At 55.7% G+C, this 26,580-nt stretch carries 23 protein-coding genes, 5 tRNA genes and 1 other RNA gene; 28 read left to right on the plus strand and 1 reads right to left on the minus strand.

The window, feature by feature from the left end; translation table 11 throughout:
- Positions 1-13 precede the first annotated feature (13 nt).
- The 8 genes from C6362_RS06220 to C6362_RS06255 all read left to right on the plus strand — a co-directional run bounded on the left by C6362_RS06220 (position 14) and on the right by C6362_RS06255 (position 7,213).
- Positions 14-1,294 (plus strand): hypothetical protein, encoded by a 1,281-nt coding sequence (locus C6362_RS06220; protein ID WP_232501494.1) that lies wholly within the window; start codon positions 14-16, stop codon positions 1,292-1,294.
- A gap of 20 nt (positions 1,295-1,314) precedes the next feature.
- A complete protein-coding gene (locus C6362_RS06225; RefSeq protein WP_014015877.1) occupies positions 1,315-1,860 on the plus strand; it encodes an OmpH/Skp family outer membrane protein in 546 nt (181 codons plus the stop codon).
- Between the two features lie 9 nt (positions 1,861-1,869).
- Positions 1,870-2,805: an OmpH family outer membrane protein gene (locus C6362_RS06230; protein ID WP_014015878.1), complete on the plus strand. Its 936-nt coding sequence runs from the start codon at positions 1,870-1,872 to the stop codon at positions 2,803-2,805.
- Positions 2,806-2,821: 16 nt separating this feature from the next.
- The gene (locus tag C6362_RS06235; RefSeq protein WP_014015879.1) at positions 2,822-3,241 is read left to right on the plus strand and encodes an OmpH/Skp family outer membrane protein; all 420 of its coding nucleotides are present in this window, start codon (positions 2,822-2,824) and stop codon (positions 3,239-3,241) included.
- A gap of 18 nt (positions 3,242-3,259) precedes the next feature.
- A complete protein-coding gene (gene lpxD / locus C6362_RS06240) occupies positions 3,260-4,291 on the plus strand; it encodes a UDP-3-O-(3-hydroxymyristoyl)glucosamine N-acyltransferase (RefSeq protein ID WP_014015880.1) in 1,032 nt (343 codons plus the stop codon).
- 12 nt (positions 4,292-4,303) lie between these two features.
- On the plus strand, positions 4,304-5,218 hold the full coding sequence (locus C6362_RS06245; RefSeq protein WP_014015881.1) for a lysophospholipid acyltransferase family protein: 915 nt from the start codon (positions 4,304-4,306) through the stop codon (positions 5,216-5,218).
- Positions 5,219-5,329: 111 nt separating this feature from the next.
- Positions 5,330-6,052: a 5-bromo-4-chloroindolyl phosphate hydrolysis family protein gene (locus C6362_RS06250; RefSeq protein ID WP_014015882.1), complete on the plus strand. Its 723-nt coding sequence runs from the start codon at positions 5,330-5,332 to the stop codon at positions 6,050-6,052.
- 9 nt (positions 6,053-6,061) lie between these two features.
- Positions 6,062-7,213, plus strand: coding sequence for a toxic anion resistance protein (locus C6362_RS06255; RefSeq protein ID WP_014015883.1), 1,152 nt, complete (start codon positions 6,062-6,064; stop codon positions 7,211-7,213).
- Between the two features lie 24 nt (positions 7,214-7,237).
- On the opposite strand, the gene C6362_RS06260 is transcribed toward C6362_RS06255, so the two are convergent.
- Complete coding sequence (locus C6362_RS06260; protein WP_014015884.1) at positions 7,238-7,999, minus strand: HAD family hydrolase; 762 nt, start codon at positions 7,997-7,999, stop codon at positions 7,238-7,240.
- 160 nt (positions 8,000-8,159) lie between these two features.
- Here C6362_RS06260 and tkt point away from each other — a divergent pair, with 160 nt between their 5' ends.
- The 20 genes from tkt to C6362_RS06360 all read left to right on the plus strand — a co-directional run bounded on the left by tkt (position 8,160) and on the right by C6362_RS06360 (position 26,577).
- Entirely contained in the window at positions 8,160-10,151 is a 1,992-nt protein-coding gene (tkt, locus tag C6362_RS06265; protein ID WP_014015885.1) for a transketolase, read from the plus strand.
- Positions 10,152-10,363: 212 nt separating this feature from the next.
- Positions 10,364-10,541: non-coding RNA, 6S RNA (ssrS, locus tag C6362_RS06270), on the plus strand.
- A gap of 78 nt (positions 10,542-10,619) precedes the next feature.
- A complete protein-coding gene (locus tag C6362_RS06275) occupies positions 10,620-11,939 on the plus strand; it encodes a replication-associated recombination protein A (protein WP_014015886.1) in 1,320 nt (439 codons plus the stop codon).
- A 24-nt stretch (positions 11,940-11,963) separates the two neighbouring features.
- On the plus strand, positions 11,964-14,552 hold the full coding sequence (locus tag C6362_RS06280; RefSeq protein WP_014015887.1) for a DNA translocase FtsK: 2,589 nt from the start codon (positions 11,964-11,966) through the stop codon (positions 14,550-14,552).
- Positions 14,553-14,624: 72 nt separating this feature from the next.
- On the plus strand, positions 14,625-15,029 hold the full coding sequence (locus C6362_RS06285) for a helix-turn-helix domain-containing protein (protein ID WP_014015888.1): 405 nt from the start codon (positions 14,625-14,627) through the stop codon (positions 15,027-15,029).
- A 12-nt stretch (positions 15,030-15,041) separates the two neighbouring features.
- Entirely contained in the window at positions 15,042-16,931 is a 1,890-nt protein-coding gene (locus C6362_RS06290) for a YgiQ family radical SAM protein (RefSeq protein WP_014015889.1), read from the plus strand.
- A gap of 5 nt (positions 16,932-16,936) precedes the next feature.
- Complete coding sequence (locus C6362_RS06295; RefSeq protein ID WP_014015890.1) at positions 16,937-17,980, plus strand: ABC transporter substrate-binding protein; 1,044 nt, start codon at positions 16,937-16,939, stop codon at positions 17,978-17,980.
- A gap of 6 nt (positions 17,981-17,986) precedes the next feature.
- Positions 17,987-19,321, plus strand: coding sequence for a 30S ribosomal protein S12 methylthiotransferase RimO (gene rimO / locus C6362_RS06300; RefSeq protein ID WP_014015891.1), 1,335 nt, complete (start codon positions 17,987-17,989; stop codon positions 19,319-19,321).
- 15 nt (positions 19,322-19,336) lie between these two features.
- Positions 19,337-20,596, plus strand: a complete 1,260-nt coding sequence (locus C6362_RS06305) for a competence/damage-inducible protein A (RefSeq protein ID WP_014015892.1) — start codon at positions 19,337-19,339, stop codon at positions 20,594-20,596.
- 9 nt (positions 20,597-20,605) lie between these two features.
- On the plus strand, positions 20,606-21,688 hold the full coding sequence (gene recA / locus C6362_RS06310) for a recombinase RecA (RefSeq protein WP_173364613.1): 1,083 nt from the start codon (positions 20,606-20,608) through the stop codon (positions 21,686-21,688).
- Entirely contained in the window at positions 21,689-22,132 is a 444-nt protein-coding gene (locus C6362_RS06315; RefSeq protein WP_014015894.1) for a regulatory protein RecX, read from the plus strand.
- A gap of 201 nt (positions 22,133-22,333) precedes the next feature.
- A complete protein-coding gene (rny, locus tag C6362_RS06320; RefSeq protein WP_014015895.1) occupies positions 22,334-23,869 on the plus strand; it encodes a ribonuclease Y in 1,536 nt (511 codons plus the stop codon).
- A gap of 189 nt (positions 23,870-24,058) precedes the next feature.
- Positions 24,059-24,135, plus strand: a tRNA-Asp gene (locus tag C6362_RS06325).
- A 3-nt stretch (positions 24,136-24,138) separates the two neighbouring features.
- Positions 24,139-24,214 (plus strand) — tRNA-Phe (locus C6362_RS06330).
- A gap of 5 nt (positions 24,215-24,219) precedes the next feature.
- Positions 24,220-24,294 (plus strand) — tRNA-Gly (locus tag C6362_RS06335).
- A gap of 5 nt (positions 24,295-24,299) precedes the next feature.
- Positions 24,300-24,373, plus strand: a tRNA-Cys gene (locus tag C6362_RS06340).
- Between the two features lie 19 nt (positions 24,374-24,392).
- Positions 24,393-24,481: transfer RNA gene (locus C6362_RS06345), tRNA-Leu, on the plus strand.
- A gap of 135 nt (positions 24,482-24,616) precedes the next feature.
- Positions 24,617-25,336 carry a segregation and condensation protein A gene (locus tag C6362_RS06350; RefSeq protein ID WP_014015896.1) on the plus strand — a complete coding sequence of 240 codons (720 nt, stop codon included), beginning with the start codon at positions 24,617-24,619 and terminating at the stop codon, positions 25,334-25,336.
- Positions 25,311-25,889 (plus strand): SMC-Scp complex subunit ScpB, encoded by a 579-nt coding sequence (scpB, locus tag C6362_RS06355; protein ID WP_041647126.1) that lies wholly within the window; start codon positions 25,311-25,313, stop codon positions 25,887-25,889. Before C6362_RS06350 ends, scpB begins: the two co-directional genes overlap by 26 nt.
- On the plus strand, positions 25,858-26,577 hold the full coding sequence (locus tag C6362_RS06360; RefSeq protein WP_014015898.1) for a pseudouridine synthase: 720 nt from the start codon (positions 25,858-25,860) through the stop codon (positions 26,575-26,577). The genes scpB and C6362_RS06360 overlap by 32 nt, the downstream gene beginning before the upstream one ends.
- The last annotated feature ends 3 nt before the right edge of the window (positions 26,578-26,580 follow it).

The following is a 26,580-nucleotide window of genomic DNA, read 5'->3' on the forward strand; positions in this document are numbered from 1 at the left end:
TGAAAGGTCGTGGATGATGAAAATCCGCACTTGTTTATTGACTGTCTGTGCCGTCTGTGCTAGTCTTAGTAGTGCTATAGCAGCATCGGTAGAACAAGTGACGGTCCATGTCGCCTCCGTAGAGGAGGCGATTCCGCCATTAGTAGAGAAACGCATTGCTGCCAGCATCCAAACTGTAGGGAACCACGTATTCCTCAATCACGACAGCGATGAAATCGCCAGCCGTCATGAGGCATACGAGCGAACCGTCAACGATATCATCAATCGCGTCCTCATAGGCTATACGGTGGAATCCATTTCCATCCATCCCGGCAGCCGGACGGAGCTGGATGTACGCATCCGCCCTTGGGGCGATACAATCCGCAACGTCCGCTTCGCCGTCGACTACGGAGCCTTGCCGAAAATGGGGCAGGAACTGGTCGATAAAGACTTGGAACATGCCGGGGACATGGCCGAAAGCCTGCTCATCGGCCTGCCTGTCGATGCCCTGGACTGGGCTAATGGCGCCGTCAAATCGGTCCTGGAAAATGAACTGGAAGAACGGGTGCCGGAATTTTATCCGCACATCGTCATCCACGGCGGTCCGGAAACGGACGTCACCGTCTACATGCTGCCCAAGCTGCCTGTCGTGCGCAACGTCCGCGTGGCTATCAAGGGCGACGATGTACCGAAGGTCATCTTCCTCAGCGCCCGCAACCAGCTGGAACGGACCTATGCCGGCCTGGCTGGCCTGCCCGTGGCTTTTGTCCGGCGCCATGAACGGGATATTGCCGAAGCCTTGCAGGGCGATGTCCAGCGACAGTGGGTCGTCAAGAACTACGGACTGCACGTGACGCCGTCCTTGTCGCTCGGTGAGGATACGGCCATCGACCTTACGTCACAGACGGCTTTTTACGACATCCGCGGCGGCGCCTATATCGACGCCGGCCGTGACCACAGCAGCGACGACGATACGGCCCTCATGGCCCATGTGGGCCGTAAGATTGGCAGCCATCACGAAGTGTACGGTGCCGTCAAGTTCATGCCGTCTTCCCTGGACTGGAACTTCATGCCCGGCTACTTTTACCGCTTCCGCAGCGGGACCCAGGCGGGATACCAGTTCGAAAGCCTCGACGACAGCCAGCACCTGTGGCTGCGCCAGCCATTGGGAGGGCGCTGGACCTTGCGCTATGACCGTGACCTGACCCATGACGATTCCGAAGTGGGCCTTCACTATCGCGTCGATGATTATGTCGGTTTGGAATATATCGTGTCCGACCATGATGCTTGGCTCCGGATTATCGGTTATTTGTAATACAAAGGAGAAGTTTTATTATGATGTCTGAAATGGGTAAGAAACGCAATATCAAGATTTTTTCGGCTGTCATCGCAGCTATCTTCGTCTTCAGTGTCGCCGGCCTGGCTATCATGCAGACGGGCAACCCTGTCAATGCGGCTCCGTCGAGCAATATCGGCGTCGTCGATACGAGCAAGATCATTACGCCGGATAATCAGGATGCCGTTGCGGCACAGAAACAGCTCCAGCAGGCTGGCGAAGACATGCAGAAACAGTTCGAACAGCAGTCGGCCGGCATGGATGACCAGCAGAAACAGCAGCTCTTCCAGAAAATGCAGGGGGAACTGGCCACGAAACGCCAGGAAATTTTCAAAGGCATCAAAGATAAAGTCGACAACGCCGTCAGTGATGTCGCCAAGACCAAAGGCCTGAGCCTCGTCGTCGATAAGAGCGTCGTCCTCTATGGCGGTACGGATATTACCGATCAGGTAGCCAAAGAACTGAACAAAAATTCCAGCTCCAGCAGCTCCGACAGCAGCTCCAGCAATTCCAGCAGTTCGGACAGCTCCAGCAGCAACCAGTAAGGAGTCTTTATGAAACGGATATATGCGGCAGCCGGTGCCGCGGTCCTCATGGCCTGTCTTGTGGCAGGCGGGTGGTTCTTCAGCCATCGCAGCCATCCGGCCCCTTCGACAGCAGCGACGCCGGTCTATGCCTATGCAGACCTGGAACACGTCGTCATGAGCCATCCGCGCTATAGCGAGTATCACCATTTAGAATTGGAGTACAATGCTATGGTTGCCCAATATCAGTTTGAACAGTGGAACTATTCCCAGAAGGCAGCCGCCGAAGGGAGGTCAGTCCAGAACTTCGCCGCAGCCGATGCCGCCGGTTCTGCCGCCCTCGACCAGGAATTACAGGCCAAAGTCGCCCTCAAACAGAACGAGCTCAACAATCGCCTGAAGCAGCGGTACGATTCGCTCGTCCAGGAAAAGAAGACGACGACGCCTGTCATTTCCCAGGCCGATACCTTGAAGATCGTCAATCTCCAGTTGAAACTGAAGACCCTGTCCCTGTCCAAAGAAGAGCGGGCAGCGACAGAAGAACAGCTCCAGGCCCTGCTCAAAGGCAGCCAGGCCGACGTCCAGGTGACGACGCGGACTGCCGATGAAATCGCCGCCCTCATGGCCCCGGCCAAGGCCCAGGCCAAGAAGGAACTCGACGACTATGCCCAGCAGGTCAAGAAAGACCTGGAAGGGCGCAAGGCCGACAGCCAGCAGGTCTTCCAGCAGCAGCTGGGCGTCTTGCAGGACCGGCCGGAACCGGCTGTGTGGAACAAGGAATGGAAAGACAAGCTCGATGCGAAAGAAAAAGAAATGAAAGATGTGAAAGACGCCATCATGGCAGATATCCGCGATAAAGCCGCCGATGTCGCCCAGGAACAGGGCTACGATATGATCTTCTCCAACTATGAAGGCATCGGCACGGCTACGGATGTCACAGATGATATTATTGCCAAGTTGGCATAACAGGAGGCTTTTAGCAATGAAAAAAGTTTGGAAGCGCTTAGGAATCGTCGCAGCAATGCTGGCCCTGACGGGCATGCTCGCCGGCTGTGGCGGCAAGGATAATGTAGGCGTCGTCGATATGTCGCGCGTACAGAAAGAAGCGCCCCTGGTCCAGCAGTATAAACAGAAAACCGAGGACAAACAGAAATCCATCGAAAAAGAATTACAAGATGCCAAACAGAACATGTCGGCTGAAGATTTCCAGAAGAAACAGCAGCAGGCCCAGCAGGAACTCAATATTTTCGGCGCCAGCATGCAGCGTCAGTTCATGTCGGACATCCAGAGCAAGTTAGGCGACATCGCCAAGGATAAAAATGTCGGCATCATCGTCGTCAAAGAAGCCGTTCCGTCTGGCGGAATCGACGTTACCGACGATTTAATTGCCAAATTGCAGTAAAAAAAGGGGTTGTATATCGTGAAGAAAACAGTACAGGAATTAGCAGTATTGCTAGGCGGTACGGTCATCGGCAATGGTGACGCCGTCATTGAAGACGTGAAGGGCCTGGCCGAAGCCGGCCAGCAGGACATTACCTTCGCCGTCGATCCGTATACGGAATATTTGCCGCAGGTCCACGCCGGCGCCGTCATTGTCGAAAAAGAAGTTCCTGCCGGAGATAATACGCTCGTCATCGTAGAAAATCCCCGCCTGGCTTTTTCCCAGCTCCTCGTGCTGTTTCATCCCCGCCAGTCGATTACGCCGGGCATCCATCCGACGGCCATCGTCGATAGCAGTGCTGCCGTTGGCGAAGACGTGGCCATCATGCCCTATGCCGTCATCGGCAAGAACGTCGAAATCGGCAAGGGTTCGACGATTTATCCCTATGTCTTCTTAGGGGATAACGTCAAGATCGGCGAAGGCTCGGTCATCTATCCTGGCGCCGTCATTCACGAAAACTGCGTCCTCGGCAAGCGGGCCGTCATCCGGGCTCATGCCGTCATCGGCGGTGAAGGCTTCGGCTTTGCCACGGAAAAGGGCAAGCATACCCGCATCCCCCAGATCGGCAATGTCACCATCGGCGACGACGTCGAAATCGGGGCCTGCACGTGCTTGGATAATGCCACGCTGGGTTCGACAAAAGTCGGGCGGGGGACGAAAATCGACAACCTCGTCCATCTCGGCCATAACGTCGAAATCGGCGAAGACTGCTTCCTCATCGCCCAGACAGGCATTGCCGGCAGCACCAAAGCGGGTAACCACGTCATCTTTGCCGGCCAGACCGGCTGCACCGGCCACATCACCATCGGCGACAATGCCGTCTTTGCCGGGAAAACCGGGATTACCGGCAATATTAAGGGCAATCAGGTCTATGCGGGCTTCCCGGCCCGTCCCCATATGGAATGGAGCCGTACCCAGGTCTATTTGAAGCACCTGCCGGAAATGGCCAGGACCGTCAAGGCCTTGCAGAAAAAAATCGCCGAACTGGAAAAGAAATTAGAACAACAGTAAGGGGATTTGCCTATGTACACCTTTATGAAATGTCTGAGCTGGATCATCTGCCACATTCCCGAAGGCTGTCGCCGGGCCCTGGGCACCTTTTTAGGTGCCTTTTTCTGGACTTTCGTCCCGAAGAAGCGAAAAGTGCTGGCCCAGCAGCAGATCCTGGACTGTGGCCTGACAGAGGACCCGGACAAGGCCATGGCCATTGCCAGGGCCAGTACGGTCCGCTTTGGTCCGATGATCGTCGAAGTCCTGTCGTATCCTCGCTATACGAAGGAGCTCCTCGACGAAAAGATTACCTGGCACGGCAAGGAATACCTGGACGAGCTCAAAGCCAGCGGCGAAGGGGCTGTCTTCATGGCCTCCCATGCCGGCAACTGGGAACTCCTGGGGGCCGTCCTGGCCATGAACGGCTATCCCCTTATTTCCGTCGCTCAGGAACAGAACAGCAAGAGCGCCGATGCCTTCATCAACGAGTACCGGGCCATGATGAAACAGCACGTCACCTATAAGACGGGCATCCGCGACATGGTCCGCTTCCTTCGGGAAGGCCACTACATCGGCCTGCTCATGGACCAGGACCCGGGCTATGCCGGCATCATGGTCAAGCTCTTCGGCATGGACACGCTGACGGCGGACGGACCGGCCAAGATGGCCGGCCTGGCCAACTACCCCATCGTGTCGACTTTCATCCATGAAGACCGGCCGTACCACCACGTCGTCGAAGTCCTGCCGCCTATCAAGCCGTACACGGCGGACCACAAGCTCTCCAAGGAAGAGAAGGACCGCATCATGTACGAAACGACACAGGAATTGAACGACCGCCTGGAAGCCCATATCCGCAAGTATCCGGAAGACTGGTTCTGGCTGCACAACCGCTGGAAATGGACAAAAAGATATAAAGACAAACAAGCTGAAAAAGGCACTGTCTCATGAAGACAGTGCCTTTTTGAGTATTAAGTTTGCAGTTTGCAGTTTGCAGTTTGTAGTAGATGTCGAAAAATGCTATGATTAAGAAAAGACATTCTTCACTTAGGAGGGACGACTGTGAACATTTTTTTATATCTCATCGCCTTTGTCTGCTTTGCCATTCCTGGTTATAACTGGTTCGCTACGGGCCATCTGTCCGGGACCTTCAGCATCATCTTCGGCATCCTCATGCTTTATTGGGCTCATCGCCGGAAAAAGAAACATGCCAAGCCGCAATTGAATTTTTCCAGCGGTAATGAGGAACTGGACAAGCTCAATGATGAACTTTTCAACAAGGCTGTCGACGATTTCAATGCCCTGGAGAAGGAATTGAAGCGCGTCCAGGATAACGAGCTGCGTAAACAGCTGCGCAAGATGCAGGGTATTGCCAATAATTTCCTGACTTATCTCCAGCAGCATCCGGAACGGATGAGCCTGGCCCGCCGCTTCGTCGACTATTATCAGGACCGGGCCCTGCTCCTGGTCCGCAAATACCAGGAACTGGAAAAGACGGGCCTGGAAGCGCAGGAAGTGCAGCAGGCGAAAGAGGAAATCAAACAGCTCCTGGATAATTTCGATGAAGCCTATGAAGACCAGTTCTCCAAAGTCCTCAACGCCCAGCTCATGGACCTCGACGCCGAAATGAAGGTCATGAAGCAGAACATGGCCGCTGACGGCATCCAGACGGAAGCCCCCCGGCAGGATACGTCGTCTTCCGGAAGCAAGGCTAAGCACAGTGATGACCTGGTCGGGACAATCATCGATTTGGCCGACCAGTTTTTGAATACAAAAAGAAAGTAGGTAAATAGTATGGCTGATATCAATTTGAATGACCTCTTAGAAAAACGGCATGCTGAAAGCCAGCCGGCTGTACCCGTCGTCGATCAGGGCCATGAAGTGGCTCAGTTCAATGCTCAGGTCGAAAGCCTGACGCCGGAAGAACGGCAGCAGATCGACACCATCAAGGATTCCATCGACCTGGTCAATTCCAACGCCATCGTCCAGTATGGCAGCGGCGCCCAGAAGAACATTGCCAACTTTTCCAACAGCGTCTTGTCGACTGTCAAGAGTACGGATCCGGCCGTAGCCGGCGACCTGCTCAACGACCTGGTCAAGCGGGTCAAAGCCTTTGAAGACGAAAACGATGAAGACAAGGGCTTTTTTGCCAGCCTGCCCGTCGTCGGCTCGCTGTTCAAGAAAGGTGAAGCCCTGACCAAATCCTACACGACGCTGGCCGCCCAGATTGACAAGATACAAGCCGGCCTGGACAACCAGAAAATGACCCTCATGAAGGACATTGCCATGTTCGACGGCCTTTACGACAAGAATCTGGAATATTTCAAGCAGCTCCAGCTCTATATCCAGGCTGGCGAAGAAAAGATACAGGAATTGAACCAGACGACGATTCCAAAGCTGGAAGCCCAGGCCCAGGTATCGGATAATCCCATGGCCGTCCAGGTCGTCCAGGATTTCAAGGATGCTGTCAGCCGTTTTGAAAAGAAAGTGCACGACCTGAAGATCAGCAAGACCATCGCCATCCAGACGGCACCGCAGATCCGCATCATCCAGAACAATGACAAGATCCTCGTCGACCGCATCCAGAGTGCCATTTACAACACCATCCCGCTGTGGAAGAACCAGATGGTCCTGGCCCTGGGCCTGGGACGGCAGAAAGAAGCCCTGGAAATGCAGCAGGCCGTTTCCAATACGACGAATGAGCTCCTCAAGCGCAATGCGGCCATGCTCAAGCAGAACTCCCACGATACGGCTGTTGAAAATGAACGGTCCATCGTCGACATCGAAACGGTCAAACAGGTCAACGAAGATTTGATCAGCACCATTGAAGATACGCTGCGCATCCAGCAGGAAGGCCGCCAGAAGCGGCAGGCAGCGGAAGCAGAACTGGTCCAGATCGAAGACCGCCTGCGGGAAGCCCTGTTAAAAGGCGCCGGTCACAACTAAAAACTACAAACTATGGACTATCCCTTACAGCCAGCCGAATTTTTTGCAGGCTTCCAGGATGCCGCCCTTGTCGTTGTCGCCGGTGACGTAGTCGGCGCGGGCTTTCAATTCATCCCGGCCATTGCCCATGGCGATGGAGAAGAAGGGCTTACGGAACATGGAAATGTCGTTCAGGCCGTCGCCAAAGACGACGGCGTCTTCCGGCCTGCCGCCGACGAGATCCAGCATTCGCAGGATACCGCGGCTCTTGTCCGTCGGTTCGATGAGGTACGTGTGGTCGATGTATTCCAAGTGGGGCAATCCGTAGGCAGGCACTTCATCTTCGGGCCGCTGCGGCCGGGCGTACATGATTTTATAGACGGCCGTCAGGCTCTCGATGTCGACTGGGCGGACGACGGTTTCCATGTAGTTCCTCGGGTCGTCGTGAGGGAAATCGACATAAGGCGTATAACGGTTGATGGTATTATCGGTGACGACGGCCCAAGGGTAGTGGCGGGCCGTCAGGTCGCGCAGGAGGGCTTTACAGTTCTCCAGGGGCAGGCCGGTCATTTCCAGGACTTTGCCGTCCAGGGACAGGCTGTTGCCGCCGTCGGCGACGACGGCCGGTATGCCATAGCGGTCGGCAAAGGTCTGCGTGTCGTGCTGCAGGCGGCCCGACGCGATGGCGATGAAATGGCCTTCCTGGACGAGGCGGCGCAGGCAGTACAGCGTATCGGCCGGGATGATGCTGGAAATCCCCAGCCCCAGGGTCCCGTCGATATCGAAGAAAAAGTATTTTTTCGTCATGAGTCTATCCTTTCTCGAAAAATTCATAAACTGCTTTATTATAGCATATATAAAATTCTCTCAAAATCCCCTTTTGCCATTGACAGAAGGGGTCCTTTTTTTACATAATAAGGTGAATGTCTATTTATCTTCGATTACATAAAAAGGAGCGATTTGACTAATGAGCACCATTGATACGACTTGTGTAAATGCCATTCGTGTATTGTCAGCTGACGCCATCCAGAAGGCAAATTCCGGCCATCCCGGCCTGCCCCTCGGCGCAGCTCCCATTGCATACGAACTCTGGGCAAACCACATGAACCACAACGCAAAGGACCCGAAATGGGCGAACCGCGACCGCTTCATCCTGTCGGCGGGCCACGGCTCGATGCTGCTGTATTCGCTGCTCCATTTCTACGGCTACGGCCTGACCATGGACGATATTAAACAGTTCCGTCAAGACGGCTCCTTGACTCCGGGGCATCCGGAATACGGCCACACGACGGGCGTCGAAGCGACGACAGGCCCCCTCGGTGCCGGCTTGGGCATGGCTGTCGGCATGGCTATGGCAGAAGCTCACTTGGCAGCTGTTTTCAATAAACCGGGCTATCCCGTCGTCGACCACTACACCTTCGCCCTCTGCGGCGACGGCTGCTTGATGGAAGGTATTTCTTCGGAAGCTTTCTCTTTGGCCGGGACGTTAGGCCTGTCCAAACTCATCGTCCTCTACGATAGCAACAACATTTCCATCGAAGGCAACACGGACATCGCCTTTACCGAAAATGTCCAGGCCCGCATGGCTGCTTTCGGCTTCCAGACGATCACCGTCGAAGACGGCACGGATCTCGACGCCATCGGCAGAGCTATCGAAGAAGCAAAAGCCGATAAAGAACATCCGTCGTTCATCACCATCAAGACCCAGATCGGCTATGGCTGCCCGGCTAAACAGGGTTCGGCTGCCGCTCATGGCTCGCCGTTGGGTGAAGAAAATATCGTCGCCATGAAAGAAAACCTGGGCTGGCCGAAACCGCAGGAAACGTTCTACATTCCCGACGAAGTCTATGCGCATTATGCTGAATTGAGCCAGAAAGCCGGCGCAGCCGAAGCGGACTGGCAGAAACTCTTTGCCGACTACGCTGCTAAATTCCCGGAAATGAAGGCCAAATGGGATGCCTTCCACAGCGATGTCGATGCCAAGGCTCTCTTGAATAATGAAGCTTTCTGGGCTTATGAAGATAAGCCGCAGGCTACGCGCAGCTTGTCCGGCACGATGATCAATCGTCTGAAGGACATCATGCCCCAGCTCTTCGGCGGCAGTGCCGACCTGGCTCCGTCGAACAAGACGGAAATGAAAGACGAAGGCTTCTTCAGCAAAGCCGATTACAGCGGCCGCAACGTCCACTTCGGCGTCCGCGAACTGGCCATGGGTGCCATCACCAACGGCCTGGCCCTCCACGGTGGCGTCCGTCCGTATGCCGGTACGTTCTTCGTCTTCAGCGATTATATGAAACCCATGATCCGCCTGGCTGCCCTCATGAGCCTGCCGACGACCTACGTCCTCACGCACGACAGCATCGGCGTCGGCGAAGACGGTCCGACACATGAACCGATCGAACAGCTGGCCATGCTCCGCTCCCTTCCCAATGTCAACGTCTTCCGTCCGGCTGACGCTACGGAAACGGCTGCCGGCTGGTACCTGGCTGCTACCAGCCAGAAGACGCCGACGGCCCTCGTCCTGACTCGTCAGAACCTGCCGCAGCTCGCCGGCAGCAGCAAAGAAGCCTTGAAAGGGGCTTACGTCATCGCCGATGCCAAGAAAGCCGTTCCCGATGCCATCATCATGGCCAGTGGTTCGGAAGTCGAACTGGCCGTCAACGCCAAAGACGAACTGGCTAAAGAAGGTGTCGACGTCCGTGTCGTCAGCATGCCCTGCCTGGAACTCTTTGAACAGCAGGACGAAGCCTATAAAGAACAGGTCCTCCCGAAAGCCGTCCGCGCCCGTGTCGCTGTCGAAGCCGCTTCGGACTTCGGCTGGGGCAAATACGTCGGCCTCGACGGCACGACGGTTTCCATGAAATCCTTTGGTGCATCCGCTCCGGCTGGCGTTTTATTCAAGAAATTCGGTTTCACCACTGAAAACGTCGTAGCCGCTGTAAAGAAAGTCGTGAAATAATCGTGGCTCGTGGCTCGTGGCTCGTAGGGGCCGTCCCAAAGGGCGGCCCGACTGAGTCCTGTGGACATCCAAAAACGGTATTTGTGTGCCACTTCGCCAAACGCCAAACGAACCACGAACCACGAAAAGGTGCTTCTGCTTATGCAGGAGCACCTTTTCCATTTGTCAAGGCTTGATTTTTCTTGCGTATTTTATTATACTAAGAACAAGAAGAAACCCTACTGTGTGCGTAAATGGTCTCGATGTTTTGAACCAACACTTTTTACATTGGGAGTTCGGGCTCTATATCGTTAGGCAATGCCTTCACTGGACTGTCGACCTTTATAGGAGAACACCCACCTGCTTAGGCAGGCTCAAAACTCGGTTTATAAACGGCATGGTGGGGCTCTTTTCTTATTTGAGAATTTAGTTACTTGTCCGCCGCTGAGGAGACTTAGCGGCGTTCTATTTAGTCTGGAGAGCAAACAAATGAGCGGAGACGATTTATTTTCTATGGCTGATGAACGGAGCGGCCAGGGCTATGCACCGCTGGCCGTCCGCATGCGGCCGGAATCTCTGGATGACATCTATGGCCAGGACGACCTCATCGGGCCCGGTAGTTTTTTGCGGACCCTCATCGAAAAGGACACCATTCCGTCCCTGTTGTTTTACGGTCCTTCCGGTGTCGGCAAGACGACACTGGCCCATGTCATTGCCAATGAAACGGACAGCCGTTTCGTAACCCTCAACGCAGTCACGGCAGGCACGGCAGAACTTCGCAAGGTCATTGCCGCTGCGCAGGATGCCATCCATCTATATCAAAAGCGGACGATCCTCTTCATCGATGAAATACACCGCTTCAATAAAAGTCAGCAAGACGTCCTGTTGCCGTATGTCGAAGACGGGACGGTCATCCTCATCGGGGCGACGACGGAAAATCCTTATTTCGAAGTCAACCGCCCCTTATTGTCGCGCCTGCGCGTCATCCAATTGAAACCCCTGTCGGAACAGGCCGTCACAGCCGTCCTGCGGCGGGCCCTGACGGACAGGGAGAAAGGCCTGGGTTCGCTGGGGATTTCCGCCAGCGATGAGATGCTGGGGACCTTGGCCCGTCTGGCTGACCGCGATGCCCGCGTCGGCCTGAACCTGCTGGAACAGGTCTGCCTGGTCGTACCGGCTGGCGGCCATATCACGCACGACGCCATTGAAAAGGTAGCCGGTCATAAAGTATATACGTATGATAAAAAAGGCGATGCCCATTACGATACGGTGTCGGCTTTCATCAAAAGCATGCGCGGCTCCGACCCCGATGCGGCCCTGCACTACCTGGCCCGTATGATCGAAGCCGGCGAACAGCCGTCCTTCATTGCCCGCCGCCTGGTCATCTGTGCAGCCGAAGACGTCGGACTGGCCGATCCCCAGGCCCTGGTCATTGCCAATGCCGCTGCCCAGGCCGTCCAGTTCGTCGGCTGGCCGGAGGGACGCATCATCTTGTCAGAAGCCGTCATTTACGTGGCCTGTGCGCCGAAGAGCAATAGTGCCTATCTGGCCATCGATGCGGCTCTGGCCGATGTCCGCCACAAAGACTGCGGTGATGTGCCCGATTATCTGCGCGACAGCCATTACAGCGGCGCAGCCGCTCTGGGCCATGGCCTGACCTATCGGTATCCCCATGATTTCGATGGGGGATGGGTGGCCCAGCAGTATCTGCCGGATGCCTTGAAAGAGGCGTCGTATTACAAGGAACGGCCTTACGGGCAGGAACAATCTATGACGGCTGCCTGGCACAAACGCCGCGGCGGTAAGTAATCTATTAGTAGAAGGTGAAATGTTTTGGCGAAAGGAAAGACTCGTAAAACCAGCCGTTCCAAGCGGACTGCTGGTACGCGTCAGAAGGCGAAGACTGCCAGGAAGGCAGGGACATCGCCGCTTTTGAAATATGAAATCATTGGTATCTGTTGTATTCTCGTAGGCCTTTTTGCGACGGTCGGTTTCATCGGCTTCGATACAGGCCGCATCGGCCACAGCGTCGATGATATCTTAGCGTATATTTTCGGCCTGGGCCGGATTGTCGTCAGTTTGTCCCTCATCGTCCTGGGACTGAAGTATATCGTCATCCGCAAGGCCTGCCCGGTTACGAAATCCTGGGCCGTCGGGACTTGGATCTATGTCCTCCTCCTGGGATTGGTCCATTTATTGGTCATTCCGGAGGGGACGGAATTTCTGCCGCACAGTCTGTCCGTCGGCGGCGGTGTCGTCGGGGCTGTCATGGCCTCGGTCCTGCGCCGGTTTCTCGGATTTTTTGGGGCTGTCATGGCTATTACCGGCGCCTGCATCGTCACCTTCCTGGTCTGGAAGAATTGGTCTATTTCTAAGCCTGTGGCTGTCGTAGCCGATAAGGCCGGACAGGAAGCGGCCAAAGTATCGGGCAAGGCCGTCGAAGGCCTGCAGGACGCATCCCAGTCCTTGAAACAGTGGCACGAACGCCGCGGCATCTTCGATTTGCAGGCGGTTGTAGGGGACGACCCGTTAGGGCGTCCCGCTTGTGGGAATCACGATGATTCGCATGGCGTAGGGGCCGTCCCGGAAGGGCGGCCCGCTTGTGGGAATCCCGTAATCGACAATCATCCCGAGAACTCGGACCATCCCGCAGCGACGACCATATCCGACGCCCGCGACCTGGGCAACGGCGTGGAAGAAGTCCGTTTCGACGCCAGCCCCATCGAAGAAGACGTCCCGTATGACTGGGCCAGCGACGGTTTTGAAGAAGCAGAATCTTCACCGGAACCGCAAAAGCTCAGCCAGATCCATGAAACCATCGTCGGCGATACGGAACCGACGGCCCACGATGTCCAGCCTGCCGCCCCAGTAAAAACGCCGCTGGCGCAGGAAACGGATGTCCTTCGTCATGACATGGACGACCTCAAACCCATCGAAGTCGAAAAGAGCAGCGTCGCCGTCGATACGAGCGAAGAAGGGAGCAGTGCCGTTCCCAAAGCCGCCGGTGAAAAGACGTACCATCTGCCGCCGGTGAGCATGTTGAAACCGGGTCCGCAGCACGCCGTCGGCCTGAGCGATGAAGTCCGGGAAAATGCCCGCATCCTCCAGGAAACGCTGCAGAGCTTCAATATCGACGCCAAGATACTCAATGCCAGCCAGGGGCCGTCCATTACGCGCTATGAACTGGAACCGGCGGCTGGCGTCAAGGTCAGCAAAATCGTCCATCTCGCCGACGACCTGGCCTTGAAACTGGCTGCGACGGATATCCGTATCGAAGCGCCGATTCCCGGCAAAGCTGCCGTCGGCATCGAAGTGCCGAACAAGAAGCTGACCGGCGTCAATCTGCGCGACGTCATCGACACGGATACGTTCCGCAAGGCCGCTGGCGGCGTCCCGGTCTGCCTGGGCAAGGATATTGCCGGCAATCCCATCGTCGCCGACCTGACCAAGATGCCTCACCTCCTGGTAGCCGGCTCGACCGGTTCCGGCAAGAGTGTCTGCATCAACACCTTCATCGCCAGCATCCTCTTTAAACAGCGGCCGGAAGACGTCAAGCTCATCCTCATCGATCCGAAGGTCGTCGAATTATCGAATTACAACGGTATTCCTCACCTGCTGACGCCAGTCGTCACGGATCCGAAGAAAGCCGCCAGCGTCCTGCGCTGGGCTGTCCGGGAAATGGACGACCGCTACAAGCGCTTCGCCATCACTCATACGCGGGATATTTCCCGGTATAATGAACTCCATCCGGAAGATGCCATGCCTTTCATCGTCATCATCATCGACGAATTGGCAGACCTCATGATGACGGCATCGGACGACGTCGAAAAGTCGATCATCCGCCTGGGTCAGAAAGCGCGGGCCTGCGGGATGCACCTCGTCCTGGCTACACAGCGGCCGTCTGTCGATGTCCTGACCGGCCTCATCAAGGCCAATGTCCCCAGCCGTATCGCCTTTGCCGTTTCCAGCCAGGTCGATTCGCGGACCATCCTCGACATGGCCGGTGCCGAAAAACTGATCGGCAAGGGTGACATGCTCTTCTATCCCCTTGGCGCATCCAAGCCGCTCCGCGTCCAAGGGGCCTTCATTTCTGATTCGGAAATCGATGAGATGGTAGAATTTATCAAAGCCCAGGGCGGTCCTCAGTATGATGAAGCTGTCCAGAAGGCCCAGTCGGAAAATCCCGAAGACAGCGTCGATTTCTTTGAAGACGACCTCATGCGCCAGGCCATCGACATGGTCCTGGAAACGGGGCAGGCATCGACGTCCATGCTCCAGCGCCGCTTCCGCGTCGGCTATACGCGGGCAGCCCGCATGATCGACATGATGGAAGCCATGCACATCGTCGGCCCCAATAACGGCAGCAAGCCGCGGGAAATCCTCATGACGGCCGATGAGGTCCAGCAGAAGTATTTGAGCTGACCCCCTGTACCCTTTGCCGTATCTGTTATATAATAAAAGATACGATTATAGAGAGTAGGGAGAGGAATAACCGTGAATGAATCTTCGATTGGCGAAGTATTGCGACTGGCAAGAGAACAACAGGGGCTGACGCTGCAGGATGTGTCTTATGCCCTCAATATAAAGCGGGAATACCTGGAAGCCCTGGAAAAAGACGAATACGATGCCATCCCCGGTGCCGTCTTCGTCAAAGGTTTCCTCCGCAACTATGGCAATTTCCTGGAACTGGACGGCGTTGCCCTGGCCCGGGAATATAAGGAAAACGTCGAAGAGCGGACCCCGCAGCCGGAAGTGCGGACTATTATGCCCGTGAAAAAGAAGAAAATCCGTAAAGATAGTACTAAAAAGAAGAAGCAGCGCCAGGGGAAATGGCCGGAAATCACTATCATTGCCGGTATCATCATTTTCCTGCTGCTCATCATTTGGATTTTAATTTAAATAAGGAGCAATATGCGCGAGAAATTTTTAGTAACCAGCCGGGAAGACATGGAACGCCGCGGCTGGGACCAACTCGATTTTGTCTACATCAATGGCGATGCCTATGTCGATCACCCCGGTTTTGCCGCAGCCCTCATCGGCCGCGTATTGGAAAGCCGGGGCTATCGTGTCGGAATCATTTCCCAGCCCGACTGGCACAGTGACGAACCGTTCAAGCAATTGGGACGGCCGCGGCTGGCTGCCTTGATTACGGCAGGCAATCTGGATTCCATGCTCAATGAAAAGACGGCGGCCAAGAAATTCCGCAGCCACGACAGTTATTCACCCGGCGGAGAAGCCGGCCGTCGGCCGGAACGGGCGACGATTGTCTATGCCAACCGCATGCGGGAAGCTTATAAAGACGTGCCCATCATCATCGGCGGCATTGAAGCCAGCCTGCGCCGTTTTGCCCACTACGATTATTGGTCCAATAAAGTGCGTCATTCTATCCTCCTGGACAGTAAGGCTGACATCCTCAGCTATGGTATGGGGGAACATTCCGTAGTCGAAATCGCCGACGCCCTGGCCGAAGGCAAGACGGTCGCTGAAATGTACGATATCCGCGGTATCTGCTACGTGACCAGCAGGCCGCCCATTTCGGATAAGACCGTCGTCTGCCCGTCCTATGAAGAGGTCAAGGCCGATAAACTGGCTTTTGCCAGGGCCTTCAAGATGCAGTATGAAGAGCAGGACCCCTTTTACGGCAAGACTCTCATCCAGCCGTCAGAGAACCGCTTCGTCGTCCAGACGCCGCCGACCCTGCCCTTGACGACGGAAGAGATGGATGCCATTTACGAACTGCCCTTCCAGCGGCGCTGGCATCCCGATTACGATGCCGCCGGCGGCGTACCGGCTCTCCATGAAGTGCAGTTCAGCCTGACCAGCCAACGCGGCTGTTTCGGCCACTGCCATTTCTGTGCCATCGCCAGCCATCAAGGGCGTATCATCCAGCATCGCAGCCATGAATCGCTCGTCCGGGAAACGGAGCGCATGACCCATTTGCCGGGCTTCAAGGGCTATATCCATGACGTCGGCGGCCCGACGGCGAACTTCCGTCACGTTGCCTGTGCCAAGCAGCTCAAGGACGGCGCCTGCCGCAACCGCCACTGCATCGGCAGTGAGACCTGCCCGAACCTCGATACGTCCCATGATGATTATGTCAAGCTCTTGCGGGAAATCCGCAGCGTCAAGGGCGTCAAGAAGGTCTTCGTCCGTTCGGGCCTGCGCTATGACTATGTCCTGGCCGATCACAACAAGGCCTTCGTCAAGGAACTCTGCCAGTACCACGTCAGCGGTCAGCTGAAAGTGGCTCCGGAACACGTCGTCAAACACGTGACGGACCTCATGGGAAAGGCCGACGTCCAGGCTTTCCTGAAGTTCAAGGACTGGTTCGATGAGGCCAACCGGGAACTGGGAAAGAAACAGTACCTCGTCCCGTATTTCATGTCCAGCCATCCCGGCTGTACCCTGAAGGATGCCGTGGCCCTGGCTGAATTTCTGCGGGACATGCATATGCAGCCGGAACAGGTGCAGGACTTCATCCCGACGCCGGGGAGCCTGTCGACGGCCATGTATTATACCGGCCTCAATCCCTTGACGGGGGAAAAGGTCTACGTCGCCCGCCGGCCGGAAGAAAAACAGATGCAGCGGGCCCTCATGCAGTATAAGAACCCGGCCAATTATGATATTGTCTATAAGGCCCTGTGCCTGGCCGGCCGGCGGGACCTCATCGGTTATGGCCCGAAATGCCTTATTGCGCCGCGGCGCCATCAGGCAGGACGGCGGCCTGATAAAGCCGGCCGTCCTGCTGCCCCATCCCGCAGGCAGGGAAGGGGAACGGCTAAGACTAGAAAATTCAGGTGAATCTAATGAAGAAATTCGTGCCTTTTATTGTCCTCAGCCTTTTCGTCATCCTGCTCCTCAGCTTGTGCGGCCCGATTTTGACGAAGCGCCAGCAGGAAGAGGCTCAGCGGGCTTATGAAGCGGAACGCCATCTCGTCGTCTTTTCCGACCTGCCTCAGGATGTCAACGACGGACTGGCTCAGCTTTTTTATGAACAGAAACATCTGCGCGTCCAGATTTATTCCAAGAGCGACGGCGATATCCGCCAGGCCCTGAAAACGGACAGCGGCGTCAAGCCGGATATCCTCATCGTGTCGGAAGACAATCTGCGGGAACAGAAGAAAAACGGCATCCTCCAGCCCTATGCGTCGCCCGTCACCGATAAGGTGCTGCCGTCCATGAAGGACCCGGAACAGCTGTGGAATGGCCTGTGGTATAACCCGATGGTCTTCATCGTCAGCCAGTCTTATTATGAACGGCGGGGCATGCAGATCCGCACCTGGGACGACCTCCTGACGGATCCCGAAATGGTCCTGGCCTTCCCGGACCTGGCGTCTATGGACATGGCCGGCGAATTTCTCTGTTCTTTCGTAGAAATGAGAGGCATTGAAGACAGTGAACGCTACCTGCGCTCCCTCCAGGGCCATGTAGCGTCCTATTCGAAATCGATGTCGGCCAACGTCCGCCGCGTAGCCAGCGGCGAAGCTGATATGGGCGTAGCCGACGCCGCCGTCGCCCGGCAGTACCGCCATGACGGGGCGCCTATCTATATTCTCTATCCCCGGGACGGCACGTCATATTGGCTGACCGGGGTGGCCGTTACCAACTGGTGCGAAGACGGTGAATTGACGAATGCCTTCATCGACTGGCTCTATTCGTCCAATGCCAATGCCGTCTTGTGGCAAAAACACATTTTTTTGAGCGATGCCCTGCCGCCGGCTAAGGCGGAAGTCGATGCCAAAGGCCAGGAAATCGCTTTATTCCCCGTAAAAAAACAATATTCTGATCAAGGCCGCCGCGATTTGCAGGCCTGGTGGATCAAATCAGTTCGCTTCGGAAAGGAAAAGTAAAGATACATGGAAAAAATCGGATTTGTCAGCTTAGGCTGCTCCAAAAACCTTATTGATACGGAAGTCATGCTGGGCATCCTTCGTGACCGCCATATGGAGATTACGGAAGACCTGTCCCAGGCGGATATCATCATCGTCAATACGTGTACGTTCATTGAAAAAGCCAAGCAGGAATCCATTGATACGATATTGCAGGCCGCCCGCTACAAGACAGAAGGGAAATGTAAGATCCTCATCGTCACGGGCTGCCTGAGCCAGCAGTACAAACAGGACCTGATGAAAGAAATGCCGGAAATCGATGCCTTGTTGGGGACCGGTTCGTGGGACCGCATCTGGGAAGCCATCGATACGGTCAAGAAAGGCCGCAAAGCCTGCTACATGGATGACGTCAGTCATCTCTATAACCAGAATACGAGCCGCCTGCGGACGACGCCGAAATACAGTGCCTATGTCAAAATCGGCGAAGGCTGCAACAACGGCTGCTCTTTCTGCATCATCCCCCATGTACGGGGCAAGCTGTACAGCCGTCCTGTCGACTCTGTCGTAGCCGAAGTACAGCAGCTGGCTGCTGACGGCGTCAAAGAAATCAACCTTATCGCCCAGGATACGACGAGTTATGGCGTCGACCTGGCCGGGCACTCCCTGCTGCCGGAATTGCTGCGCCAGCTGGTGAAAATCGATGGCATCCGCTGGATCCGCCTGTTCTATCTCTATCCCCATTACTTTACGGACGAATTGATGGATCTCATCGTCAAGGAAGAAAAAATCTGTCCCTATGTCGATCTGCCGCTCCAGCATATTTCCCAGACCGTCCTGCAGCGCATGAACCGGCGCGATTCGGAAGAGGATGTGCGCCGTCTCATGAAGAAGCTCTGCAGCCACGGCCGCAAGCTGACCCTGCGTTCGACGTTCATCGTCGGCTTCCCCGGCGAAACGGAAGAAGAATTTCAGGAACTCTGTAAATTTGTCAAGGAAACGGAATTTGACGACGTCGGCGTCTTCACTTATTCTCAGGAAGACGGGACGCCGGCCGCCCTTATGGACGATCAGATACCGGAAGAAGTCAAGGAAGAACGGTATCACCAGCTCATGGCCATCCAGGCAAAGGTATCGGAAATCCGCAACCAGGAACTGGAAGGCTCTGTCCATACGATGCTCGTCGAAAAAGTAGAAGAAGAAAAGGGTATCCGTCAGGCCGTCGGGCGCATTGAAATCCAGGCTCCCGATGTCGATGGCCTGACCTATCTGGAAGATGCCCAGGGCGTGCAGCCAGGCGATATGATTCCCGTCCGCATTGCCCAGGGCTTTGCTTACGATCTCGTAGCCGAACGGATCGATTAACCGAGGTGATGGCGTATGTTAGTGGAATTGGTTACGACAGGTTCCGAATTGTTATTAGGTGAAATTACCAATTATAATTCCGCTTACTTATCGAAGAAACTCAATGAAATAGGCTATTCTGTCATTTATCATACGACTGTCGGCGACAACCCGCAGCGCATGGAAGAAGCGCTGAAAGTGGCTCTGTCCCGCGTCGACCTGGTCATCACGACGGGCGGTCTCGGACCGACCCAGGGCGACATGACCAAAATCATCGGCGCCCGCCTCATGGGGATGCCCCTCGTCTATGACGACGCTATTGCCGAGTCGGTCCGCCAATGGGTCTGCATCCATCATGGCGGCGCGGCCATGACCGAGAACCAGAAGCGCCAGGCCATGGTCCCGCAAGGAGCGGTACTCTTCGATAACGGCGCCGGGACGGCACCGGGCGTGGCCATGCAGCAAGGCGGCAAGACCCTGGTCCACCTGCCGGGGCCGCCGACAGAGATGCGCTGGATGTATGAAAACCGTCTGAAGCCGTGGCTGCTCCAGACCTTTGGCAGCCAGGGATGCATCGCTTCGCGGTACATCAAGATTTACGACTTGGGCGAAGCTTTTATTGAAGAACAGCTCATGGATCTGGTCCAGGGGCAATCGAACCCGACCTTGGCCATGTATGCCCGGCCGGGCTTCGTCGAAGTCCGCCTGACAGCCCGGGCTGACCGCGAAGACCAGGCCCGGGAATTGCTGGCTCCCTTGGAACAGGAAGTCCGCCGCCGGCTGGCCGGACAGATCGTCACCTTTGATGACGACACGATGGCCCATGTCCTGGGGAACATCGTCCGTCAGGGCGGCTATTCCGTCAGTGCTGCCGAATCGTGTACGGGCGGACTCGTCGGTTCGCTCATCACCGATGTCCCTGGCGCTTCCGATTATTTCCGCGGTTCTGCCGGGACGTACTGCAATGAGATGAAAGAAAAGATACTCGGCGTTTCGCATGATACGCTGGAAACGTATACGGCTGTCAGTGCCCAGACGGCGGCCGAAATGGCCGATGGCAGCCGGCGCCTGTATGGGACGGATCTGGCCGTCAGTACGACGGGTATCGCCGGTCCCGGCGGAGGTACGCCGGATCAGCCCGTCGGCCTGGTCTATACGGGCATCAGCGGCCCCTGGGGGACCGTGACCCACCGCGACGTCTATCACGGCGGCCGGGCCGAAGTCAAACGGCGGGCTGCCCTGCGGGCCATCTATTATTTAGTACACTATGTAGTGAATCATACAAAGAAAGCCTAGTTAGGAGGAATGAAGTTGGACGCAAAACAGACAGCACTTGAAAATGCAATGCGCAAGATTGAAAAGGATTTTGGCAAAGGTGCCATCATGCGCCTGGGAGACATTGCCGACAAGATGAATCTGGAAGTCATCTCTTCCGGTTCCCTGGCCGTCGACCTGGCCGTCGGCGTCGGCGGCTATCCCCGGGGCCGCGTCATCGAAATCTACGGCCCTGAATCATCAGGCAAGACGACCCTGGCCCTGCATGCCATCGCTTCGGCCCAGAAGAGCGGCGGCATTGCCGCTTTCATCGATGCCGAACACGCCCTGGATCCGGTCTATGCCCGCCACCTCGGCGTCGACACGAATGAACTGCTCATTTCCCAGCCGGATAATGGCGAACAAGCCCTGGAAATCACGGAAGAACTCGTCCGCAGCGGCGCTGTCGACATCATCGTCGTCGACTCCGTAGCCGCCCTGGTCCCGAAAGCGGAAATCGAAGGGGAAATGGGCGATTCCCATGTTGGCCTCCAGGCCCGTCTCATGAGTCAGGCCCTGCGCAAACTGACAGGCATCATTTCCAAGTCCAAGGCCATTGTCATCTTCATCAACCAGCTGCGTGAAAAAGTCGGCGTCATGTTCGGCAATCCCGAAACGACGACAGGCGGCCGGGCTCTGAAGTTCTACGCGTCGATCCGCATGGAAATCCGCAAGGGCGAAGCCATCAAATCCGGTGGCGACGTCATCGGCAACCGGGCGCGGGTCAAAGTCGTCAAGAATAAAGTGGCACCGCCTTTCAAACACTGCGAATTCGACATCATGTACGGCACGGGGATTTCCCGCGAAGGCACCGTCCTCGACCTGGGCACGTCCATGGATATCATCGAAAAGAGCGGCACCTGGTATTCTTATAAAGGCGAACGCCTGGGCCAGGGCAAGGAAAACGTCAAGATATTCATGAAGGAACATCCTGAAATCACAGACGAAGTCGAAAAGATCATCCGCGATACGCTGGCAGCGGAACCGGAAAAATTCGACGAAGCCATGGAAGAAGAGGATACGGCAGCACTGGAAACGCCGGATACGCCGGCAGCCGGCAGCGACGAAGCGTAAATGGAGTACCGCGAAGCCTATGAAAAGGCCTTGCAGCTCCTGAATGTCCGCTTTCTCAGCGAAAGGGAACTGCGGGACAAGCTGCGCCGCCGCGGTGCTGCTGAGGCCGTCCTGGACGAAGTCGTCGCCGCCCTGAAGGAAGAACATTTCCTCGACGACCAGCGCCTGGCCGGCGACGTGTACCGCTATTATGCCCGCAAAGGGCAGTACGGCCACCTGTACATCGCCAACCGCCTGCGCCGCCGCGGCCTGCCCGTACCGGAAGACATCGAGCGGCCTGATGAGTACGCCCTGGCTCAGGCCCTGGCAGGGCGGAAATTTTCCTATCGTGCCGATGAAGCCCGCAAGGCAGCCCGCTTTTTGCAGTACCGCGGCTTTTCGCCGTCTGTCATAGGGGACATCCTGGAAGACTTCACCGGTGGCGATGAAGAGGACGATGGGTGATTACAAGGTGCCGGAAACGTCAAGTCTATCTTGACATTGATATAAAAAAAATTTACAATTAAGAGAGCCGGTTTGATATACTGGTCTATATTTTGCATAATTGTAGGTTTTTTGAACATGAAGTAAATTTTACATACTCATAAAAAAAGCCGGACTGGGAGTTCGGCTTTTTTTTGTGAAAGGGGAGGTGAATCCATTACTATGCTAACGATTATTGCTGCAGCAGTCGCCTGCGGTCTCATCGGCGGTGGCACCGGGTATCTTTACCGCAAGAAAATCGCCGAAGGCAAGATCGGCCAGGCTGAAGTCGAAGCGCAGCGCATCATTGCGACGGCCCAGCAGAACGCTGAAGCCCGCAAGAAGGAACTCGTCCTGGAAGGGAAAGAAGAAGTCCACAAGATGCGCAACGACGCAGAACGGGAACACAAGGAACGCCGCAATGAATTGCAGCGCTTTGAACGGCGCCTGTTGCAGAAAGAAGAACATTTGGACAAGAAATCCGATTCCATGGAGAAGAAAGAAGATGCCCTGCAGCGTAAAGAAGATGAAGTTACGCAGATGCAGGAAAGAATCGAAGCCCTTCATGAACAGAAGATGGCTGAACTGGAACGGATTTCCGGCTTGACATATGAAGATGCCAAGGAATTGCTCCTGAACAACGTCCAGACCGAAGTGAAGCACGAAACGGCACAGATGATCAAGAGCCTGGAAGAACAGGCCAAGGAAGAAGCCGAAGGCAAGGCCAGGGAAATCATTTCCATGGCTATCCAGCGCTGTGCTGCCGACCACGTCGCCGAAACGACGGTATCTGTCGTGTCTCTGCCGAACGATGAAATGAAAGGCCGCATCATCGGCCGCGAAGGGCGCAATATCCGGGCTATTGAAACGCTGACCGGCGTCGATCTCATCATCGACGATACGCCGGAAGCGGTCATCTTGTCGTGCTTTGACCCGATCCGCCGCGAAATCGCCCGCATTGCCTTGGAAAAACTGATTGCTGATGGCCGTATCCATCCGGCACGCATCGAAGAAATGGTCGAAAAGGCACGCAAAGAAGTCAATCAGAAAATCCGCGAAGCTGGCGAACAGGCGACGTATGAAACGGGCGTCCACGGTTTGCATCCTGAACTCATCAAGATCCTCGGCCGCCTGCGCTATCGTACCAGTTATGGCCAGAATGTCCTGCGCCATTCCATCGAAGTCTCTCAGCTGGCCGGCATCATGGCAGCTGAACTGGGCGTCGATGAAAACCTGGCCAAACGGGCCGGGCTGATCCATGATATCGGCAAAGCCCTGGACCACGAACTGGAAGGGACCCATGTTTCGATTGGGACGGAAATCGCCAAGAAATATGGCGAATCCAAGCTGGTCGTCAACTGCATCGCCGCCCATCACGGTGATGAAGAGCCGCACAGCGTCGAAGCCGTCCTGGTATCGGCGGCAGATGCCGTTTCGGCTGCCCGTCCGGGTGCCCGCCGGGAAACGCTGGAAAACTATCTGAAGCGCCTGACGAAGCTCGAAGAAATCGCCGAATCCTTCGATGGCGTCGAAGACTGCTTCGCCATCCAGGCTGGCCGAGAAATCCGGGTCATGGTCAAACCGGACAAGCTGGATGAATCGGACTGCGTCCTGCTGGTCCATGACATTGTCAAACGCATCGAAGCGGAACTGGAATACCCAGGCCAGATCAAAGTCGTCGTCATCCGTGAAACGCGGATGGTGGATTATGCAAAATAACCTTTTTTGAACTATAGAGAGGCGTCGCGTAGTGGTTTCGGCCATTGCGGGGCGTCTCTTTTTTAGCCGTCAAAAAAAGTTTGAAAAAAATAAAAAAAGTACTTGCCAAAACCCTTTTCTTGTAGTAGAATAGTTTTTGTTCGAGGCACTAAGAAATACCGAAGCGACCTCGAAAGAACGAAAGAAAGTGGCCCCGTGGTGTAGCGGTTTAACATGTCGCCCTGTCACGGCGAAGATCGTCAGTTCAAATCTGATCGGGGTCGCCAATTGCTCAGGTAGCTCAGTCGGTAGAGCAGGGGACTGAAAATCCCCGTGTCGGCGGTTCAATTCCGTCCCTGAGCACCACAAATGCGGAAGTAGCTCAGTGGTAGAGCACCACCTTGCCAAGGTGGGGGTCGCGAGTTCGAGCCTCGTTTTCCGCTCCATATATGGCGGCATAGCCAAGCGGTAAGGCAGAGGTCTGCAAAACCTTCATCCCCAGTTCGATTCTGGGTGCCGCCTCCATATTTTCATCTTTCGTCATGCCGAGGTGGCGGAACTGGCAGACGCAACGGACTTAAAATCCGTCGGATAGAGATATCCGTACCGGTTCGATTCCGGTCCCCGGCACCAAAAAAACAACGAGCGTGTAAGCGATGTTGGCCGTGGCCGACGAGTCCCTTGCAAAACAAAGGAGCTGTCTTAGGACAGCTCCTTTTCGCAGTCCAGTTAAATTCACATTCATGGGAAAATGAGTTATAATGAATCATGACAGAATACAAGTATAAAGTATCGGATTTTGAAGGTCCCCTGGACCTGTTGCTCTATCTCATCGAAAAGAACAAAGTCGATATTTATAACATACCGATCGTCGAGATCACGGACCAGTTCAACGCCTACGTCGCAGACATCGACACGTTTGATGTCGATTACGCCAGCAAGTTCTTCGTCATGGCAGCGACGCTCTTACAGATCAAGTCGCGCCTTCTCCTGCCCAAGCAGCCGAAACTGACGGAAGAGGAAGAAGAAGACCCGCAGGAAGCGCTGGTCCGGCAGCTCGTCGAATACAAGAAGATGAAAGCTTTGTCCCAGGCTATGGGACATTTGTGGGACGTCCGCAGCCTGATGCTGGGACGCTTGCCGACGGCCATGCCCTATGAGGCCCGTTTTGCCGGCCACATCGACACAGAGGCCCTCTACCAGGCTTTCCATAAAGTCTGCCAGGCCCTGCCTGAGCCGGAGGCCGTAGAGATCCGGATACAGAAGGAAATCTACAGCGTCGAAGAATGTATGCGCCGCGTCACCTTTGCCCTGCGGCGGAATCAGGGGACGATGACCGTCGAAGGCCTTTTCCGGACCTGCCGGTCCCGGGTCGAACTGGTCGTCACCTTCCTGGCCGTCCTGGAATTGCTGAAGGTCGGTCAATGCGCTACTATTGCTGAAGGAGAGGATGGGAATACCGTTGCCTTACGATACACGCCAAACTGATACCCTAGAGCCGACGGCTCTGCTGGAAGCCCTGCTCTTTCTGAGCGGCGACCCCATGACGGTGACAGCCATCTGTACCCATACGGGCTGGACCCAGGCCGAAACGGAAGAAACAGCCAGTCGCCTGCAGCATCTGCTCAGCAGCCAGCGGCGGGGCCTGGTCCTCATCCGTGTAGCCGGCGGCTATCAACTGGTCACGCGGCCGGACCTCCATGAGGCCCTGCAATGGGTGCGGACAGGGACGACGGAATTGTCTTCCATGGCTTTGGAAGTCCTGTCCATCGTAGCCTTCAAGCAGCCCATTACGCGGGCTGAAATCGAAAAGCTGCGCGGCGTTTCGTCGGAACGGGTCCTGACGTCGCTGGTCCAGCAGGGACTGGTCGTGGAACTGGGGCGCAAGGACAGTCCGGGCCGGCCGATTTTATACGGTACGTCCGCTTATTTTTTAGAATGTATCGGCATGGATTCCCTGGCCGATTTAGCCGGCCACATGCCGGCAGATATTACGGAGGATGCAACTGATGGAAGAACGGTTACAGAAAGTGATGAGTAACTGCGGTGTCGCTTCACGGCGCGCTTCGGAAAAGATGATATTAGAAGGGCGCGTCCGCGTGAACGGCGTCATCGTCCGCGAACTGGGGACGAAAGTCGATCCCGATAAGGACCGCATTGCCGTCGACGGCAAGACCCTGGAAGCGCAGCCGAAGCATTATTACCTGTTCAATAAGCCCAAGGGCGTCATCACGACTTCGAGCGACGACCAGGGGCGGGCGACGGTCATGGATTATTTCAGGAAAGAAAAGGACCGCATCTATGCCGTCGGCCGCCTGGACCAGAACACGGAAGGCCTGCTGATCATGACCAATGATGGCGAACTGGCCAATATCCTCATGCATCCCAGCCGCCTCGTCGACAAGACGTATGAAGTCAAGGTCAAAGGGCGTATTGCCGATTCGGTCCTGCAGCACCTGGCTGACGGCGTCGAACTGAAGGACGGCATGACGGCACCGGCCGATGTCTATTACATCGGCTATGACCCGAAGACCAATCTGACCAGTGTGGAAATCACCATCCACGAAGGCCGCAACCGCCAGGTCCGCCGCATGTTTGAATTTTTCGGTTACCAGGTCCACAACCTGCGCCGTGTCCAGTATGCGTTCCTGACCCTGAGCGGCGTCAAGCGCGGGGCCTATCGCAAGCTGACCCGCGAAGAAGTGGCTGAACTCTATAAATATAAATAAACA

The sequence above is a fragment of the Megasphaera elsdenii DSM 20460 genome (assembly GCF_003010495.1).
Lineage (GTDB): Bacteria > Bacillota > Negativicutes > Veillonellales > Megasphaeraceae > Megasphaera > Megasphaera elsdenii.

Coding starts and splice junctions, on each gene's coding strand:
- C6362_RS06220 (WP_232501494.1), top strand. CDS start 14: ATGATGAAAATCCGCACTTGTTTATTGACTGTCTGTGCCGTCTGTGCT.
- C6362_RS06225 (WP_014015877.1), top strand. CDS start 1,315: ATGATGTCTGAAATGGGTAAGAAACGCAATATCAAGATTTTTTCGGCT.
- C6362_RS06230 (WP_014015878.1), top strand. CDS start 1,870: ATGAAACGGATATATGCGGCAGCCGGTGCCGCGGTCCTCATGGCCTGT.
- C6362_RS06235 (WP_014015879.1), top strand. CDS start 2,822: ATGAAAAAAGTTTGGAAGCGCTTAGGAATCGTCGCAGCAATGCTGGCC.
- C6362_RS06245 (WP_014015881.1), top strand. CDS start 4,304: ATGTACACCTTTATGAAATGTCTGAGCTGGATCATCTGCCACATTCCC.
- C6362_RS06255 (WP_014015883.1), top strand. CDS start 6,062: ATGGCTGATATCAATTTGAATGACCTCTTAGAAAAACGGCATGCTGAA.
- C6362_RS06260 (WP_014015884.1), bottom strand. CDS start 7,999: ATGACGAAAAAATACTTTTTCTTCGATATCGACGGGACCCTGGGGCTG.
- tkt (WP_014015885.1), top strand. CDS start 8,160: ATGAGCACCATTGATACGACTTGTGTAAATGCCATTCGTGTATTGTCA.
- C6362_RS06275 (WP_014015886.1), top strand. CDS start 10,620: ATGAGCGGAGACGATTTATTTTCTATGGCTGATGAACGGAGCGGCCAG.
- C6362_RS06290 (WP_014015889.1), top strand. CDS start 15,042: ATGCGCGAGAAATTTTTAGTAACCAGCCGGGAAGACATGGAACGCCGC.
- C6362_RS06295 (WP_014015890.1), top strand. CDS start 16,937: ATGAAGAAATTCGTGCCTTTTATTGTCCTCAGCCTTTTCGTCATCCTG.
- rimO (WP_014015891.1), top strand. CDS start 17,987: ATGGAAAAAATCGGATTTGTCAGCTTAGGCTGCTCCAAAAACCTTATT.
- C6362_RS06305 (WP_014015892.1), top strand. CDS start 19,337: ATGTTAGTGGAATTGGTTACGACAGGTTCCGAATTGTTATTAGGTGAA.
- recA (WP_173364613.1), top strand. CDS start 20,606: ATGAAGTTGGACGCAAAACAGACAGCACTTGAAAATGCAATGCGCAAG.
- C6362_RS06315 (WP_014015894.1), top strand. CDS start 21,689: ATGGAGTACCGCGAAGCCTATGAAAAGGCCTTGCAGCTCCTGAATGTC.
- rny (WP_014015895.1), top strand. CDS start 22,334: ATGCTAACGATTATTGCTGCAGCAGTCGCCTGCGGTCTCATCGGCGGT.
- C6362_RS06350 (WP_014015896.1), top strand. CDS start 24,617: ATGACAGAATACAAGTATAAAGTATCGGATTTTGAAGGTCCCCTGGAC.
- C6362_RS06360 (WP_014015898.1), top strand. CDS start 25,858: ATGGAAGAACGGTTACAGAAAGTGATGAGTAACTGCGGTGTCGCTTCA.